This is a genomic window from Woeseia oceani (assembly GCF_001677435.1).
Taxonomy (GTDB): Bacteria; Pseudomonadota; Gammaproteobacteria; order Steroidobacterales; family Woeseiaceae; genus Woeseia; species Woeseia oceani.
In genome coordinates this window covers 4,042,715-4,059,891 of the sequence record NZ_CP016268.1, presented here as the reverse complement: position 1 = coordinate 4,059,891, position 17,177 = coordinate 4,042,715, and the positions used below count along the sequence as shown (strand labels likewise).

15 protein-coding genes are annotated in these 17,177 nt (G+C 58.5%); 8 read left to right on the top strand and 7 right to left on the bottom strand.

Going from position 1 to position 17,177, the window contains the following annotated elements:
* The first annotated feature begins 189 nt into the window (after nucleotides 1-189).
* The 3 genes from dnaN to gyrB all read left to right on the top strand — a co-directional run bounded on the left by dnaN (nucleotide 190) and on the right by gyrB (nucleotide 4,923).
* Nucleotides 190-1,287, top strand: a complete 1,098-nt coding sequence (gene dnaN, locus BA177_RS18230; RefSeq protein WP_068618631.1) for a DNA polymerase III subunit beta — start codon at nucleotides 190-192, stop codon at nucleotides 1,285-1,287.
* A gap of 15 nt (nucleotides 1,288-1,302) precedes the next feature.
* On the top strand, nucleotides 1,303-2,370 hold the full coding sequence (recF, locus tag BA177_RS18225; RefSeq protein ID WP_068618629.1) for a DNA replication/repair protein RecF: 1,068 nt from the start codon (nucleotides 1,303-1,305) through the stop codon (nucleotides 2,368-2,370).
* Nucleotides 2,371-2,478: 108 nt separating this feature from the next.
* A complete protein-coding gene (gyrB, locus tag BA177_RS18220; RefSeq protein ID WP_068618627.1) occupies nucleotides 2,479-4,923 on the top strand; it encodes a DNA topoisomerase (ATP-hydrolyzing) subunit B in 2,445 nt (814 codons plus the stop codon).
* Between the two features lie 21 nt (nucleotides 4,924-4,944).
* On the opposite strand, the gene BA177_RS18215 is transcribed toward gyrB, so the two are convergent.
* From BA177_RS18215 to glyQ, 4 genes are read right to left on the bottom strand one after another with little or no spacing between them, the layout of a single operon-like run.
* A complete protein-coding gene (locus tag BA177_RS18215; protein ID WP_068619665.1) occupies nucleotides 4,945-5,661 on the bottom strand; it encodes a lysophospholipid acyltransferase family protein in 717 nt (238 codons plus the stop codon).
* Nucleotides 5,662-5,673: 12 nt separating this feature from the next.
* Nucleotides 5,674-6,222, bottom strand: a complete 549-nt coding sequence (gene gmhB, locus BA177_RS18210) for a D-glycero-beta-D-manno-heptose 1,7-bisphosphate 7-phosphatase (protein WP_068618624.1) — start codon at nucleotides 6,220-6,222, stop codon at nucleotides 5,674-5,676.
* Nucleotides 6,223-6,225: 3 nt separating this feature from the next.
* Nucleotides 6,226-8,316, bottom strand: a complete 2,091-nt coding sequence (glyS, locus tag BA177_RS18205) for a glycine--tRNA ligase subunit beta (protein WP_068618622.1) — start codon at nucleotides 8,314-8,316, stop codon at nucleotides 6,226-6,228.
* A complete protein-coding gene (gene glyQ, locus BA177_RS18200) occupies nucleotides 8,313-9,251 on the bottom strand; it encodes a glycine--tRNA ligase subunit alpha (protein ID WP_068618620.1) in 939 nt (312 codons plus the stop codon). The genes glyS and glyQ overlap by 4 nt, the downstream gene beginning before the upstream one ends.
* Before the next feature lie 333 nt (nucleotides 9,252-9,584).
* Here glyQ and glnA point away from each other — a divergent pair, with 333 nt between their 5' ends.
* The 4 genes from glnA (at nucleotide 9,585) to ntrC (ending at nucleotide 14,118) form a co-directional block, all read left to right on the top strand.
* Nucleotides 9,585-10,994 (top strand): glutamate--ammonia ligase, encoded by a 1,410-nt coding sequence (gene glnA, locus BA177_RS18195; RefSeq protein WP_068618618.1) that lies wholly within the window; start codon nucleotides 9,585-9,587, stop codon nucleotides 10,992-10,994.
* A gap of 82 nt (nucleotides 10,995-11,076) precedes the next feature.
* Nucleotides 11,077-11,622 carry a DUF4124 domain-containing protein gene (locus BA177_RS18190; RefSeq protein ID WP_068618616.1) on the top strand — a complete coding sequence of 182 codons (546 nt, stop codon included), beginning with the start codon at nucleotides 11,077-11,079 and terminating at the stop codon, nucleotides 11,620-11,622.
* A gap of 35 nt (nucleotides 11,623-11,657) precedes the next feature.
* The gene (gene glnL, locus BA177_RS18185; protein ID WP_068618614.1) at nucleotides 11,658-12,731 is read left to right on the top strand and encodes a nitrogen regulation protein NR(II); all 1,074 of its coding nucleotides are present in this window, start codon (nucleotides 11,658-11,660) and stop codon (nucleotides 12,729-12,731) included.
* Complete coding sequence (gene ntrC / locus BA177_RS18180) at nucleotides 12,724-14,118, top strand: nitrogen regulation protein NR(I) (RefSeq protein ID WP_068618612.1); 1,395 nt, start codon at nucleotides 12,724-12,726, stop codon at nucleotides 14,116-14,118. Before glnL ends, ntrC begins: the two co-directional genes overlap by 8 nt.
* A 66-nt stretch (nucleotides 14,119-14,184) precedes the next feature.
* On the opposite strand, the gene BA177_RS18175 is transcribed toward ntrC, so the two are convergent.
* On the bottom strand, nucleotides 14,185-15,117 hold the full coding sequence (locus BA177_RS18175) for a dihydroorotate dehydrogenase (RefSeq protein WP_068619663.1): 933 nt from the start codon (nucleotides 15,115-15,117) through the stop codon (nucleotides 14,185-14,187).
* 59 nt (nucleotides 15,118-15,176) lie between these two features.
* On the opposite strand from BA177_RS18175, the gene BA177_RS18170 reads away from it, so the two are divergent.
* On the top strand, nucleotides 15,177-15,644 hold the full coding sequence (locus BA177_RS18170; RefSeq protein ID WP_068618609.1) for a tRNA (cytidine(34)-2'-O)-methyltransferase: 468 nt from the start codon (nucleotides 15,177-15,179) through the stop codon (nucleotides 15,642-15,644).
* Nucleotides 15,645-15,665: 21 nt separating this feature from the next.
* On the opposite strand, the gene BA177_RS18165 is transcribed toward BA177_RS18170, so the two are convergent.
* Both BA177_RS18165 and secB read right to left on the bottom strand, forming a co-directional pair.
* Nucleotides 15,666-16,685 carry an NAD(P)H-dependent glycerol-3-phosphate dehydrogenase gene (locus BA177_RS18165; protein ID WP_068618608.1) on the bottom strand — a complete coding sequence of 340 codons (1,020 nt, stop codon included), beginning with the start codon at nucleotides 16,683-16,685 and terminating at the stop codon, nucleotides 15,666-15,668.
* The gene (gene secB, locus BA177_RS18160) at nucleotides 16,682-17,164 is read right to left on the bottom strand and encodes a protein-export chaperone SecB (RefSeq protein WP_068618606.1); all 483 of its coding nucleotides are present in this window, start codon (nucleotides 17,162-17,164) and stop codon (nucleotides 16,682-16,684) included. Before secB ends, BA177_RS18165 begins: the two co-directional genes overlap by 4 nt.
* Between the last annotated feature and the right edge of the window lie 13 nt (nucleotides 17,165-17,177).

Below are 17,177 nucleotides of genomic sequence, written 5' to 3'. Positions count from 1 at the left end.
ACTTTTGCGCTGTTTGTTATCCACAGCTAAACCACAAGCCCGAAGCATTTCGCTCACCGGGTTAGAGTGATGAAAAACGCACGCAAGTCGTTGATTTAAAATACTATTAATAAGTTATCCACAGGACTTGGTCTGCTTAATAATAGTAAATATAGATTTATATTCAATATTTATTAACAGGTGGCATTCATGAAGTTAAGCGCGACTCGCGAGACTCTGCTGAAACCGTTGCAGGCAGTTATTGGTGTTGTTGAACGCAGGCAGACCATGCCTATTCTGGCAAACGTTTTGCTGGTGGCTAAAAACGGACAGTTGGCGGTTACGGCGACGGACCTGGAAGTTGAGTTGGTGGCGAGCGCCGATGTGGAGGTCGATACCGCGGGCGAAGTGACGGTACCGGGTCGGAAGCTGTTGGATATCTGTCGGGCCCTGCCGGACAAGGCGAATGTATCGATCAGTCAGAGCGGAGAGAAGTTGTCGATTCGTTCCGGGCGCAGCAAGTTTTCCTTAACGACGTTGCCGGCGGCGGAGTTCCCGACGGTTGAGGACATTAACTCCTCGCAGACGGTCGAGGTGCCTCAAAGTATTTTGGTGCGGTTGCTGGAGAAGACTCATTTCTCGATGGCACAACAGGACGTGCGGTATTACCTGAACGGTTTGTTGCTGGAAACGGGCGACAAGTTCTTGCGGGCAGTCGCGACGGACGGGCACCGGCTGGCACTTTGCCAGCAAGAAGTCATTGGAGCGAAGCTGAGCGAACAACAAGTGATAGTGCCGCGCAAGGGCGTTCTGGAGCTGCAACGCTTGTTGAGTGGCGAAGGCGCTGTGGCGCTGGAGTTTGGCAGCAACCATATCCGGGTACAGCTGGACGGCATACGGTTTACGTCGAAATTGATTGACGGCAAGTTCCCGGAGTATGAGCGGGTTATTCCGCAGGATACGAGTAATCAGCTGTCCGCGGACAGGCTCTTGCTGCGGAACGCGTTGCAAAGGACGGCGATTCTTTCGAATGAAAAATACCGGGGTATTCGGCTGGTTATTCGCGACAGTGGTGTAATGATTCAGGCGCATAACCCGGAACAGGAAGAGGCGGAAGAAGAAATCGAAGTCGCTTACAGTGGTGCCGACATTGAGATTGGCTTCAACGTTAATTACCTGTTGGACGCCTTGGGTGCGATCGAGGCAGACCAGGTCACGTTTTCTGTTCAGGACAGTAATTCCAGTTGTCTGTTGCGGGAGCCGGATTCTGACGATACCCGCTTTGTTGTTATGCCGATGCGCCTCTAGTCCGCGAGCGGTCTCTTGCCGCTGCTGAAGTTTTCGTGCACCGACTTCCGGTGCCTGGGTGCGGTTGATATCCAGCTGCACCCACAATTTTCCTTGGTAGTAGGCGCTAATGCGTCTGGCAAGACGAGCCTGCTGGAGGCTATCGCTTACCTTGGCCGCGGGCGCTCGTTTCGTGGTGCCGGCACACGGGATCTGCTTCGGTACGGCGAGGCAGAGTTTCTCCTTCGGGGTGTGGTGTCTTGCGGCGAGCGTGTGGATCGGTTGGGGGTCAGAAACGGCAAGTCCGGACTGGAAATCAGCGTGAACGGCGATCGGCATGGCGGGACGGCTTCTCTGGCGAGTTCGCTGCCGCTGCAGGTCATTGACCCGGATGTGCATGAGCTGGTTGGGGGCTCCCCGGACCAACGTCGGCGCTTCATTGACTGGATGACGTTCCACGTGGAACGTGGTTATCTGGATGTGTGGCGGCGGTTCCGTCGGGCTTTAAAGCAGAGAAACGCTGTATTGAAGAACGGTGGGGCTTCGTTGGACAGCTGGGATCGGGAATTCGTGGAAACGGCGATGGTCCTGCACGATTACAGAAAACGGGTGTTGGCTACCGCGATCGGGGTGCTGGAGGTGGAAGCCAGCGCCCTGCTCGGCACAGGGGCCAGGTTCGAGTACAGCCAGGGGTGGAACGAAGACACCGACCTCGCGGATCAGCTGCGTAGCGGTCGCGGGCGGGACATGGCGTCCGGAACGACGAACGCTGGGCCGCACCGGGGTGATTTGCGTTTAAGGGTGGATGATCGTCTGGCCAAAAGGTTGGTCTCGCGTGGTCAGCAAAAATTGCTGGCCTGTGCCATGGTGCTGGGCTCGCTTCGGGTCACCAGTGCTGCGCTGGGTCAGGCTCCCTTGTTGTTGCTGGACGATCCGGCGGCCGAGCTGGACCGGGATTCGTTACAGAAGCTGATGTCGGCCGTGCAGTCATTGGAGGGCCAGGTGATTGCTACCGCTCTCAGCGAAGAGGCTGTCCCTCTGCCTCACGACTATAGCTTGTTCCACGTGGAACAAGGGCGGGTTACTGCCGACATTGCGCCCTAGCCTGCGCCCGGCGGATTCACGCTCAAATGCTCCCGCAAGACCTCAATAGAGAGCCCCGGTCCGCTGCCAAACTGGTACAATACCCGGCTAGCTTTTTGAGGACAGGTAATGGCAGAGGACATCGGATACACCTCCAGTAACATCAAGGTCTTGAAAGGCCTTGAAGCCGTCAGAAAACGGCCGGGTATGTACATCGGCGATACGGACGACGGCACCGGTTTGCACCACATGGTTTTCGAGGTAGTTGATAACTCTATCGACGAAGCCCTCGCCGGCCATTGCAACGTCATCACGGTGAGTATCCACGCGGATGAATCGGTCACGGTGACCGATGACGGCCGCGGTGTTCCTGTCGACATCCACCCTGAAGAGGGTCGTTCTGCCGCCGAAGTCATCATGACCGTGCTGCACGCCGGCGGTAAATTCGACGATAACTCCTACAAGGTTTCCGGTGGTTTGCACGGCGTTGGGGTATCCGTGGTCAATGCCCTGTCCGAGCACCTGGTACTCACGATTCATCGCAATGGCAAGGTCCACCAGCAGGAATACCGCGGGGGTGAGCCTGTCGCACCTTTGGCAGTGATCGGTGAAAGCGCCAAAACCGGAACGACCCTTCGGTTCAAGCCCAGCGCCCAGACCTTTTCCAATATTGAATTTCACTACGATATCCTCGCCAAACGCTTGCGTGAATTGTCGTTCCTGAATTCCGGGGTTCGTATCGAGCTTATCGATGAACGCAACGACCGGCGTGACACCTTCCAGTACGAAGGTGGCATCCGGGCTTTCGTAGAGCACCTGAACAGAAACAAGGAAACCATCCACCCGTCCGTCTTTCACTTCGTCCTGGAGCGGGACCACGTTGGTGTCGAAGTGGCGCTGCAGTGGAACGACACCTACCAGGAGAATATGTTCTGCTACACCAACAACATTCCGCAGCGTGACGGCGGCACGCACCTGGCCGGTTTCCGCAGCGCCTTGACCCGCACCCTTAACGGCTATATCGAACGGGAAATGACGGGGCCCAAAGACAAGTTCACGCCCAGCGGTGATGATGCAAGGGAAGGACTGACGGCCGTGCTTTCAGTGAAGGTGCCGGATCCCAAGTTCTCCTCCCAGACCAAGGACAAATTGGTTTCATCCGAAATTAAAGGCATTGTCGAATCGGCAATGGCAGAACGCCTCGAAGATTTCCTGCTCGAAAACCCGCAGGAAGCCAAAGCAATCGTCGGCAAGATCATTGACGCGGCGCGTGCCCGGGAAGCAGCCCGCAAGGCCCGCGAGATGACCCGCCGTAAAGGCGCACTCGACATCGCCGGTCTGCCCGGCAAACTGGCCGATTGCCAGGAAAAAGACCCCGCCCTGTCAGAACTGTTCCTGGTGGAGGGTGATTCTGCTGGCGGCTCGGCGAAACAAGGCCGAGACAGACGGACTCAGGCGATCCTGCCATTGAAGGGCAAAATTCTTAATGTCGAAAAAGCCCGTTTCGACAAAATGCTGCAGTCTGCGGAAGTGGGCACGTTGATTACCGCATTGGGTTGCGGCATTGGCCGTACCGACTTCGACCCGGACAAGCTTCGTTACCACCGCGTTATCATCATGACTGACGCCGACGTCGACGGCTCCCATATCCGCACCTTGCTGTTGACCTTCTTCTATCGGCAAATGCGCGAATTGATCGAACGCGGGCATATCTACATCGCCCAGCCGCCGCTGTACAAAATAAAGAAAGGCAAGCAGGAAGTTTACGTAAAGGACGATGCTGAACTGACCTCTCACCTGCTGAACGCCGCACTCGACAATGCATTGGTCCACGTTACCGCCGATGCGCCCGCACTGTCCGGCCCGGCACTCGAATCACTGGCCAACGAGTACATCGCTGTCGAACGAATGATCGAGAGACTGTCCAACCGCTACGACGAAGCCGTCCTCCGAACTATTGCGAAAATGGACACGGTCCAACGCAATACGCTCGAATCAGACACCCTGACTGATCTTGAAGTCTGGACCGGGCAATTGTCTGAAGCTCTGCCGAAGGCTGACAGTGGCCGCGCCGGCAATGGCAAAACCATTACCTATACCGCGTCCCTCGAGAAAGGCGATGCTGACGGCGAAGGCGAACGTATTGCGATACTTCGTGTCCAGCACGGTATCGGCACTACCCGCTACCTGCCGCGAGAGTTTTTCGACACCAGTGAATACCGCCACATCATGGCTTTGACCGACAAGCTTCGCGGCTTGTTGGGGCCGGACGCATACGTGGCACGCGGCGACAAGAAGCTGCCGATCAGTAAATTTGGAGAAGCCGTTGAGTGGCTGATGGCAGAAGCCCGCAAAGGCCAGTCCATCCAGCGCTACAAAGGTCTCGGTGAAATGAATCCCGAACAGCTGTGGGATACAACGGTCAACCCCGAAACCCGCCGTTTGTTGCAAGTGAAGATTGAAGACGCAATCAAGGCCGACGAAGTGTTCACCACCCTGATGGGTGACCAGGTCGAGCCGCGTCGCGACTTCATAGAAAAGAACGCACTGACGGTTTCCAACCTCGACGTTTAGCTATCCCGTCAATGGCCGGGCTCAGTCATGCAACTGGCTGATCTCGGCCATTTTGTTTTCGATCCATTCCCGCACGAGTTCGTTCGCTTCCTTGGGCGTAAGCCCGGCAGGATCAATCGCCGGCCCTATGCAAAACCGAATGAGGCCGGGCTTCTTGGTCAAACCACGGCGTGGCCAAAACTCACCGGCATTGTGTGCAACCGGAACAATGAGGCAGCCCGCTTCCACAGCCAGCGCGGCACCGCTGACGCCAAATTTTTTCTTTTCTCCGGCAGCGACCCGGGTCCCTTCGGGAAATATGGACACCCAAATACCGCTGGCCAGTCGTTTCTTGCCGAGCTCAATAACCTGTGTCACCGCGCGTCGCCCGGCGCTGCGATTGATCGCTATCGGTTTCATCAACGCAAGACCCCAACCGAAAATTGGAATCCACTGCAGCTCACGCTTCAGTACCCAGGTTTGTGGCGGGAAGGTAATCAGCTGCGCGTAAGTTTCAAACACCGTGGAATGTTTGATCATGATCACGCTCGCATTCGATGGAATATTTTCCTTACCTTCGATTACGTAATCGAGACCGCAAAAAAAACGTCCGCCCCAGAGCATCGCGTGACCCCAGCCGCGAGCAATTGAAAACCGGGTTGCGTAGCTGAATGGCGCGCACAATACGACCAGTGCGGCAAAGAAAACCGCCGTCGCAAAAAACCAGACCTGAAATATCAACGAGCGTATGAGTTGCAAGACCAATCCTTGTTAAGCTGCCGCCGTCACGCTGTTCGCAAACGCTAACAGATCGTCGAAGGTCTCCACCGTTGCATTTCGCTCACGCAATTCGTCAACTGATCGCAAGCCATTCCCGGTCAGTACCAATACCGGCCGCGCACCGGCCGATACCGCCGCATCAAGGTCACGAACCGAGTCTCCAACCACCAAAACATCTTGTCCGGCAACGCCGTACAAGGCCAGCAACTTGGTAATCATCGCCGGTGCCGGCTTGCGGCAGGAACACCCTTCGTCAGGACGATGAGGACAATAAAGTATGCGATCAATTTCACCGCCATGCTCGCGCGCGAGTCGGCGCATTTTACGATGCATGGCATACAGAGCTTTCCGCGTGAACAGCCCCCGCCCAATGCCCGATTGATTGCTGGCGATCGCCACCGGAATGTTAGCCCGGGTGAGAATCCCAATGGCCTCCAAACTGCCGGGCAACGGTTGCCATTCTGCGGCTGATTTGACGAATGCCGAGGAGTCACGATTGATGACCCCGTCACGATCGAGAATTACGAGCCGGGGCTTCACGACTCAGCCTTTCGCCACGGACAACCTGGAAATATCGGCGACATCCAGAAATTGTGCGCGCAGCCCGGCCAGCAACCTCAGGCGGTTGTCCCGTACCTGTTGGTCGTCCGCCATCACCATCACGTCGTCAAAAAACCGATCCACAGGTGCTCGCAACTCAGCGAGACGTCCGAGCACATCCGCATAGCGACGGGCAGCCAGCAGGTCCGCAACCGACTTCCGCGCGGTCTGCAAGGACTCGAACAACTCGCGCTCCGCGGCCTCACTGAACAATGTGGGATCCGGCGCGCTCGCGCCGCTAAAGTCTGCTTTGCGAAGTATGTTGGCAATTCGCTTGTTCGCTGCCGCAAGGCTTTCGGCAGCGGGATTCGCCACGAAACCCGCCACCGCCTGCAATCGGGCATCAACATCTGCCAGCGAGGGCAAACGTTGCCAGCGAACCGCTTCAAACATCTCGCCACCGTAAAGGCCTTGCTCCGCATACCAGCCGCGCAATCGATCAACAATGAAATCGTAAACTTCATCGGCCACCGCGGGCTCTCCAGGCACCGGCTGCAGTTCCAGGCTGGCAGCAATCAATACCGGCAAATCAATCTCAAGTTTCAGTTCGACAATGATCCTGACGATGCCGAGCGCGGCCCGGCGCAGGCCAAACGGGTCACGGTTACCCGAGGGTTTCTTGCCGCTGCCGAAAATCCCGCACAAGGTATCCAGTTTGTCGGCAATCGCCAGTGCCCGCCCGCTATCGGACGCAGGCAAGTCATCGCCAGCAAAACGCGGCAGGTAGTGTTCGGCTATGGCGTCCGCAACCGCGAGCGGCTCATCATCCGCCAGCGCATAATAGCGGCCCATCGTGCCTTGCAGTTCAGGAAACTCACCGACCATACCGCTGACCAAATCGCACTTCGCCAGTAACCCGGCGCGCGTGGTTGCCGCCACGTCGCTGCCCATTTGCTCCGCTACCCGGCCGGCGAGAGCCGATACCCGTTCACTGCGTTCGGCAAGTGTGCCCAACCCTTGCTGATAAACGACATTCTCGAGGGCTGCGCACCTTGCTTCCAGCGAGGATTTGCGATCGGCTTCCCAGAAAAAGGCGGCATCCGCCAGCCTTGGCCGAATCACTCGTTCATTGCCGTCGCGGACTTTCTCCGGTTCACTACTGGCAATATTTGCCAGCGTGATAAAGACAGGCAGCAACTTGCCGTCTTTATCTGCCACTGGAAAATACCGTTGATGGCCCGTCAGCGTGGAAACGATGACCTCTTTCGGCAAGGCCAGAAAAGACTCTGCGAAGCCACCGGTTACGGCGACAGGCCATTCCGTCAGTGCCGTTACTTCATCCAGCAGTTCATCACTGGCGACCGCCGTGCCGCCCGCCGCGCTGGCCGCGTCTGTCACCGCAGCGACTATCTGTCGCCGGCGTTCGCCGAAGTCCGCGATAACGTGACCGTCGGTCTGTAACCTCGCAGGGTAATCGTCCGGACTGTTGAGCTCGATCGCCGCGTCCCCCATAAAGCGGTGCGCCGCCGAAACCCGCCCTGCCTGGACGCCCAGTATTTCGGCCGGAACAACCGCTTTGCCGTGCAGCATGACCAGCCAATGCACCGGCCGGACAAATTCCGCCGTTCCAGCACCCCAGCGCATCCGGCGGGGAATCGGCAGACCATCGAGAGCGCGCTGCACGCACTGCGGCAGCAGTTCGGCTGCGCCGCGGCCCGGTTCGATACCCCGATACACCAGCCACTCGCCTTTCGGCGTTGCTTCGCGCGACAGTTCGCTGACCGGGACTCCGCATTTTTCAGCGAAGGCCGTGGCCGCCTGGGTCGGTGTGCCATCCTCGGCAAACGCGATCCGGACCGGCGGGCCTTTCTGTTCGACTTGCTGGTCCTGTTGCGCCAGTGCCAGCGCATCTACCTTAACGGCGAGCCGGCGCGGACTCGCATAGGCCGTTACCTCACCGTGCGCAAGGTGTGTTTCGTCGAGCTGCGCTTCCAGTCCCGCGGCAAAAGCAAGCATCAGTGTTTTCAGGGCGGTCGGTGGTAGTTCCTCGGTGCCAAGTTCTACCAGAAAATCCGCGGTTGGCGTTGCGCTCATCGTGATGGCGCTCCTGCGTTAGCCGCGACGCTTGCGACCATGGGAAAGCCCAGCGCCTCCCGGCTGGCAAAATAGGCTTCCGCGATTGCCCGCGACATGTTGCGCACCCGCAGGATAAAGCGCTGGCGCTCGCTGACCGAGATCGCCTGCCGAGCATCCAGCAAATTGAAGGTGTGTGATGCGCTGAGCATCTGTTCGTAGGCCGGCAACGCCAGACCCAGCGAAATCAGCCGTTGCGCTTCGCTTTCCGCGTGATCGAATGCAGCGAACAACGCGCTGATGTCGGCGTGTTCGAAGTTATAACGTGATTGTTCCACTTCGTTCTGATGGTATACGTCGCCGTAGTTGATCCGGCCTAACGGGCCATCGGTCCAGACGATGTCAAAAATGCTTTCTACACTCTGCAGGTACATCGCCAGCCGTTCCAGGCCGTAGGTAATTTCCCCGGTGACGGGTTTGCACTCGAGACCACCAACTTGCTGAAAATAGGTGAACTGGGTGACCTCCATGCCGTTCAGCCAAACTTCCCAACCCAGGCCCCAAGCGCCCAAAGTGGGTGACTCCCAATTGTCCTCAACAAAACGAATGTCGTGCACCGAGGTATCGATGCCGATGGCACGCAAGGAATCGAGGTACATCGCCTGGATGTCGTCCGGCGACGGTTTGATCACGACCTGGTACTGATAGTAATGCTGCAAGCGAAACGGATTGTCCCCGTAACGGCCGTCGGTCGGTCGACGGCACGGTTGCACATAGGCCGAGCTCCAGGGCTCCGGGCCGATGGCGCGCAAAAACGTCGAGGGGTGAAACGTGCCCGCGCCCATGGCCATGTCGTAGGGCTGAGCGACGAGGCAGCCGCGCTCCGCCCAGAAATGCTGCAAGCGGAGGATCAGCTCCTGAAAGCTGCAAAAGTCAGGCGTGGAGTTTTTAGTCATCGGGTACGGTTATGGCCAGAAATTCGGGCGGCGAAGTATAACCCGCGAAATCCCGTGCCGCATGCGCTCTGCCGGCAACGGACACCGCGTGCTTGCTGGGCTTGCTGCACACCAGCGCCAAAGTGACGCAGGCCCTCGCTTTTAGCACTGATTTGGTGCACCGTGTTTGTGCCGTGCACCGACTTGGTGCGACGGCCTGGGGGCTGGCCCCGCATTTCCAGCTTTAAATCAATCAGTTACAAAACCATCACAGCTGGCACGCTTTCTGCACTGTGATGGAACATACCGCGTCACCGACGCAAACTCGTTTCGACATTCCGGAGGATACCCATAATGACCCCTGCAGAGGTGCTGGCCCTGATCAAGGAACACGACGTCAAATTCGTCGATATTCGTTTTACCGATACCAAGGGCAAAGAGCAGCACGTGACCGTGCCTACGCACACCGTGGACGAGGACATCTTCGAAGACGGCAAAATGTTCGATGGCTCCTCCATCTCCGGCTGGAAGGGCATCAACGAATCGGACATGATCCTGATGCCCGACCCCGCCAGCGCAGTAGTCGATGTCTTCGCCGAAGAAACGACCCTGAATCTGCGTTGCGACGTGATCGAACCGAACACCATGCAGGGCTACAGCCGTTGCCCGCGTTCGTTGTCGCGTCGCGCCGAGGCTTACCTGAAATCCACCGGCGTTGCCGATGAAGCCTACTTCGGACCCGAGAATGAATTCTTTGTGTTCGACGATGTTCGCTGGGGTGATTCCATGGAAGGCGCGTTTTATTCCATCGACTCCACCGAAGGCGCCTGGAACTCCGGCAAAACCAATGTCGAGGGCAACACGGGACACCGACCGACCGTCAAAGGCGGTTATTTCCCGGTACCCCCGGTCGATTCCCTGCACGACATCCGTTCGGCCATGTGCCTGGCCCTCGAAGAAATGGGCGTGGAGACGGAAGTGCATCACCACGAAGTCGCAACCGCCGGCCAGTGCGAAATCGGCGCGAAATTCGCGACCCTTATCAAGAAAGCCGACGAAGTGCAGGTTCTGAAGTACGTGGTACACAACGTAGCGCACGCCTATGGCAAGACCGCCACCTTCATGCCGAAACCGCTCGTCAACGACAATGGCAGCGGCATGCACGTGCACATGTCATTGTTCAAAGATGGCAAGAACCTGTTCACCGGTGACGGCTACGGTGGCCTCTCAGATACTGCGTTGTACTACATTGGCGGCATTATCAAACACGCCAAGGCACTCAACGCATTTACCAACCCGGCCACCAACAGTTACAAGCGTCTTGTGCCGGGCTTCGAAGCGCCGACGATTCTCGCGTACTCCGCACGCAATCGTTCCGCGTCTATTCGTATTCCGTACGTTACCAACCCGAAAGCACGACGCATCGAAGTTCGCTTCCCCGATTCGATGGCCAACCCCTACCTCGCCTTCTCTGCGCTCATGATGGCCGGGTTGGACGGAATCCAGAACAAGATTCACCCGGGCGATGCCATGGACAAGGATCTCTACGACTTGCCGCCGGAAGAAGAGAAAGAACTGCAGCACGTTGCTTTCTCACTGGAAGAGGCATTGATCGCACTGGATCAGGATCGCGCGTTCCTGAAAGCCGGCGACGTTTTCGACGACGACCTGATCGATGCTTACATCGGCCTGAAGCAGGAAAACGTCACCCGCTTGCGCATGACCACGCACCCGGTTGAATTCGACATGTACTACAGCCTCTGAACACGGCCAGCCAGGGGCGCGGGCAACATAATGCCGCCCGCGCCTCTGGTCACCCGCGACCGCACACTGCTATGCTAACCCCATGTACAAACGCATCATCATGCTCACGGCCCTGCTGCTATGCGCCGCGGCTGCGCATGCGCAGGTGTACAAATGGGTCGACGAAGACGGGGTTGTCCATTACAGCGACCAACCCGTCCCAGGCGCTGAACTCGTCACTCTGCCGAAACGCTCCAGCAGCAACCCTGTTCCTGCCACGCGGCAGCGATCAACGGAGCCGCGATCGGCGGCAGCTGCAGCAACGGCCCCTGCGAGTAAAACTCCGGAGACCGTCTCTTACACCGCTCTTTCCGTCACCGCTCCGGTTGCCGAGGAAACCCTGTGGAACATCGGCGGGGTACTGAATGTCAGCCTGGCACTGCAACCCGCGTTGCAGCCAGGACATCGCCTACGGTTGTACTTCGACGGCGAACCCCGGGAAATTCGTTCACTGAACTTCCAGCTGGAGGAAGTCTGGCGGGGCGAGCACAATCTGCAGGCGGAAGTTCTCGACGAAACCGGCAAGACGCTCATTCGCAGCCAGCCGATGCGGTTTTACGTACAACAAACTTCCATACAGAGACCCTGACGCACCAAACCGGCGCTCGGGGGCGGCGAACGCCTATGACCCCCTTACCGGCCAACGATATCTTCGAAAATCTGGAGACAGCTGTCGTCGTCCTCGACAGTAATCTTCTGATCACGGCACTTAATCCCGCTGCAGAAAACCTCCTCGGCATCAGCCGCATTCGGGCGATCTCCGCGCCGTTGCTGCCCCTGGTCGATGAAGATGAAACCCTTAAACGGGTGCTCGCCAACAGCCTTGCCACCAGCCAGACCTACGCACACGAACTGTTGCTGGCGCCAACCGAAGTCCATGCCGCCAATCGCATGGTCGAATGCCGGGTAACCCCCGTCGCGCAACAGGCGCGCTCGTATTTGCTGGTCGAGATGACCGACGTCACCCGCCGCATGCGCATCACCCGGGAAAACGCACTGATGATTCAACACGGTGCCGGTCGCCAGATGGTCCGCCAGCTGGCGCATGAAATTAAGAACCCACTGGGCGGTTTGCGTGGTGCGGCGCAATTGCTGGCACGCGAACTCCACAGCGAGAACCTCCGCGAATACACCGACGTCATCATTTCCGAAGCTGACCGTCTCGTCACCCTGGTCAATACCTTGCTCGGTCCCGGTGGCCCACCGAATAAACAGCCGGCCAACATTCATGAGCTCATCGAGTACGTCGTGCGTCTGGTTGAGCCTGAACTGGACGGCCGCCTGACCCTTATCCGGGACTACGACCCGGGTTTGCCCTCGATCGCCCTGGATCGGGATCAGATCGTGCAGGCTTTGCTCAACCTGGTGCGCAACGCGTGCATCTCCCTGAATAACCAGGGCACATTGATACTAAGGACCCGCGCCAGTACCAATTTCACCATTGGCGACCTGCGCCACGCGACGATAGCCAGTATAGAAATCGAAGACGATGGCCCCGGTATCCCGGCGGACCTGCAAGAGTCCATTTTCTATCCGCTGGTTACCAGTCGGGCAGAAGGCACGGGGCTAGGCCTGCCAACCGCACAGGAACTCGTCAGTCGTCACGGTGGCTTGATCGAGTTCGAATCGCGACCTGGCCGCACCATTTTCTTTGTGCGCTTACCGTTGAGCGAGCAGACAGGAGGTGCGCATGACTGATACTGGCCTGAGAGTGTGGATCGTTGACGACGATCAGTCTGTTCGCTGGGTGCTCGATAAGGCCCTGCGCGCTGCGGGCATTGATTGCACAAGTTTCGAACGAGCGGAGCACTTGCTGGATGCGATTGCCAGCGACGTTCCCGACGTGTTGGTAACCGATGTCCGCATGCCGGGCATGGATGGCTTGCACTTGTTGGCCAGGCTTACCGAACAGCACCCGAACCTGCCGGTTATCGTCATGACCGCGCATTCCGATCTGGACAACGCTGTTGCCGCTTATCGCGGTGGCGCTTTTGAGTACTTGCCCAAACCGTTCGACATCGACGAAGCCGTTGCGCTGATACGCAAGGCCGCCCGACATACCGGCGGCGGCGGTGATGAATTGCCGCAGGATCAGCGCAGCATTCCCTCGCTGATTGGTCAGGCCCCGGCCATGCAGGAAGTGTTTCGTTCCATTGGTCGCCTGGCCGGCTCAAGCATGACGGTGTTGATCACTGGCGAATCGGGTACCGGTAAGGAACTGGTAGCGCGCGCATTGCACGAGCACAGCCCGCGCGCCGACCGAGAATTCGTGGCCCTGAATACATCGGCAATTGCCTCGGAATTGCTCGAGTCCGAATTGTTTGGCCACGAACGCGGCTCATTCACCGGCGCCGATGCACGCCGGGTCGGCCGTTTCGAACAGGCCAATGGCGGCACCTTGTTCCTCGACGAAATCGGCGACATGTCCGCGGCATTGCAAACGCGGCTGTTGCGGGTACTGGCCGAAAGCGAGTTCTATCGAGTAGGTGGCCAGACCTCAATCAAAGTCGATGTTCGTGTGATCGCGGCCACCAACAAAGATCTTGCACAGGCGGTGCGCAAGGGTCAGTTCCGCGAAGACCTGTACCATCGTCTGAACGTCATGCGAATCAACACCCCGCCGCTACGGCAGCGGCGTGAAGACATTCCCTTGCTGTTAAGCCACTACATGGAAACGGCAGCCCAGGAGTTGGGCGCTTCGTCCAAAGCGCTGAACGCGGAAGCCCTGCAACTGCTGCGCGGCTACGATTGGCCCGGCAACGTGCGGCAACTGGTCAATACCGCCCGGCGCTTGACGGTGACCGCACCCGGCAACGTCATAACGCCTGAAGATCTGCCGGAAGAACTCGGCGGTTTGTCCGAATCCGGTCCGGACTGGACACAGGCGTTACGCGGCTGGGCCGAAGGCATGCTGGCTGCACGAGACAAGAAGCCATTGCTTGATGACGCACTGCCCGCCTTTGAAAAAACCCTGATCGAAATCGCGCTGGCACACTCCGGCGGGCACCGCCAGGAAGCCGCCCGCTTGCTGGGTTGGGGGCGCAACACGCTAACGCGCAAGATCAAATCACTGCAACTGGATTAACCGCTGCCGCGCAGTCCCCGTGCAGCGAGCCTGTTGTTAACCGCGAGCGCGCCGCGGGGCACGATGCTAGGCGAGCAGCGAGCCCGTTAGTTCCGCACAGGTGCTCATCCCGTGACGCGCCAGGTAATCGGCAATGCCGTCGTTCATCCGGCGACACAACAGCGGATCGTAGAACAGCGCGGTGCCAATGCCGACGGTGGTCGCGCCAGCGATCATGAATTCGATGGCATCGTTGACGCTGGTGATACCACCCTGGCCGATGATCGGAATGCCAAGTGGCCCGGCTACTTCATAAACCTGGCGCACCTTCAGCAAAGCAATGGGTTTGATCGCCGGGCCGGACAAGCCACCCTGAACATTGCCTATCACCGGCGTACGGCTTTCTATGTCTATCGCCATGCCCATCACCGTGTTGATGACCGCGAGTCCGTCTGCGCCGGCTTCTATGCACAGTCGCGCATTCTCGCGTATGTCAGTCTGGTTCGGTGACAGCTTGGCGATGATGGGTTTGCTCGTCGCCGCACGGCAGGCCGCGACGACGCGAGCCGACATATCAGGGTAGTTGCCGAACGACACGCCACCTTCCTTGATGTTCGGGCAGGAAATGTTGATCTCGATAGCATCTATCGGCGAGTCGTCGAAACGCGCGGTAACCGCGGCATAGTCGTCAATCGTTGAACCGCAAACGTTGGCAATAAAGCGCGTTTCGGTGAAATCGAGTGTTGGCAGAATGTCATCAACCACCCTGTCCATGCCGGGGTTTTGCAGGCCGATCGCATTCAGCATGCCCATGGGCGTTTCGTAAACCCGGTGCGGCGGATTGCCGAGCCTCGGTTCGCGGGTCGTGCCCTTCAGCACAACGGCGCCGACATCCCGGTTGGAAAAGCCGTTGATACGTGTGTATTCCTCGCCGAAGCCGACGCAGCCGGAGAGCAGTACCAGGGGGGAATCGAGCCGCAGTCCACAAAAGTCTACGGCGATGGAAGGGGTGTTACTCACGACAGCGACCACGGAAATTCGTACGTCCAGAAACTGAGGAATGCCGTATTGTACGCAACATGTTCCACCTGATTCTCTATCAACCGGAAATTCCGCCAAACACGGGCAATATTATTCGCCTCTGTGCGAACACGGGAACCGCCCTGCACCTGGTCGAACCGCTGGGTTTCACGCTTGACGACACCCGCTTGCGCCGGGCGGGACTGGACTACCGTGAATTTGCGGACATCCGTACCTACCCGGATCTGGCCACTTGCCTGGCCGCCCTCGGAGAGCCGAGAGTATTTGCGCTCAGCACTCGCAGCCAGATGCCGTACGCCAGGGCGCAGTTCGCGGCCAATGACGCGTTTCTGTTCGGGCCCGAGACCCGCGGTCTGCCCCAGGCGGTGCTCGATGCCTTGCCGCCTGAACAGCGTCTGCGTCTGCCGATGCGCGCGCGCAGTCGCAGTCTGAACCTGTCGAATGCTGCCGCGGTCATGATTTACGAAGCCTGGCGGCAGCTGGATTTTGCAGGTCACGGCGAATAGTGGCACGCCGCCAGGAGCCGGCTATTCAGGTTTCAGTCTGCGCCCCATTAACGCGCCAACGGCTTCGCTGGCCGATACGCCTTCGTACAGTATCCGGTAGACCTGCTGGCAGATAGGCATCTCCACGCCCAGCTTGTCGGCAACTTCTTTCACGGCCTTGGCCGCCAGCACACCTTCGACGACCTGCTGGATTTCCTGTTGCGCCTCGTCAATCGAGCGTCCATCCGCCAGCAACAGTCCCATGCGTCGATTGCGCGACAGGTTGTCGGTACAGGTAAGCACGAGGTCGCCCATGCCCGCCAGACCCATGAAGGTTTCGGTTTGCGCGCCGAGGGCGACGCCGAGCCGGGTCATCTCCACCAGCCCCCGCGTGATCATCGCGATGCGGGTATTGGCGCCAAAACCGAGACCGTCAGAAATACCCGCGCCTATGGCCAGTACGTTCTTGACGGCGCCGCCAACCTCGACGCCGATCATGTCCGAGGACGTGTACGCGCGAAAGTTATCGCCGGAAAGCGCGTTGGCAAGGTCGGTGGCGAATTGTTCGTCATTGGCGGCGATGGTCATCGCCGTCGGCAGGCCGTCGCCAACTTCCCGGGCGAACGTCGGGCCCGACAACACGGCCATAGGCCGTTGATCGCCGAGCACTTCGGCTGCAACCTGGTGAGGCAATTTGCCCGTCGAAAGCTCGAAGCCTTTGGTGGCCCAGCAAAGCCGTACGTTGTCCCGCAGTCGTGGCTTGAGCTGCGTTAATGTTTCGCGCAGTCCGTGGCTGGGGACAGCAACGAGGATGATGGCCGCGTCGTCCAGGCAGTGCTGCAAGTCTTTAACTGCCGAGAGCTTGGCCGGAAATTTTGCGCCCGGCAGATAGCGACGGTTTTCACCATCGGCCGCCATGGCTGCCACTTGTTGTTGATCGCGGCCCCACAAGCGCACCTCATGGCCGCGCCGTGCAAGCTGCAGCGCCAGTGCGGTGCCCCAGGAACCGGCACCGATGACGGCTATCGATTGAACGTCAGTCGCTGGCGCGTTGCTGTTCAGTTCAGGCTCCCTTCCCCGCTGAGATTGGCAGCTTTCTGCGCCGCGGCCTGCTTGCGGCTTTCGGCGTAAAGCACGTCGAAATTAATGGGTTGCAAAACGAACTCCGGGAAGCCGCCCTTGGAGACGATGTTGGCGATGGATTCCCGGGCATACGGGAACAGCGTTGCCGGGCAAAAGCTGCCAACAATGGCTTCGAATTCCTGTTCGTTGTAACCCGCAATCTGAAACAAGCCAGCCTGTTGCAGTTCGATCAAAAACAGGGTTTTGTCGTCGTGCTTGGCTTCCACGGTAATCGTGAGAATAACTTCGTGCATGTCGCCAGGCGCTGGCGCGTGGGCGCTACGCAGATTCAGGTTGGTCTTCGGACTCCATTCGCCGGAGGTGAATACTTCCGGCCCACGTGGCGATTCAAACGAAAAGTCCTTGATATAGATTTTGCTGATCCCAATGCGGCGATCCTGTTCTTCCTGCTCGGCCATGTCTGCTACCCGG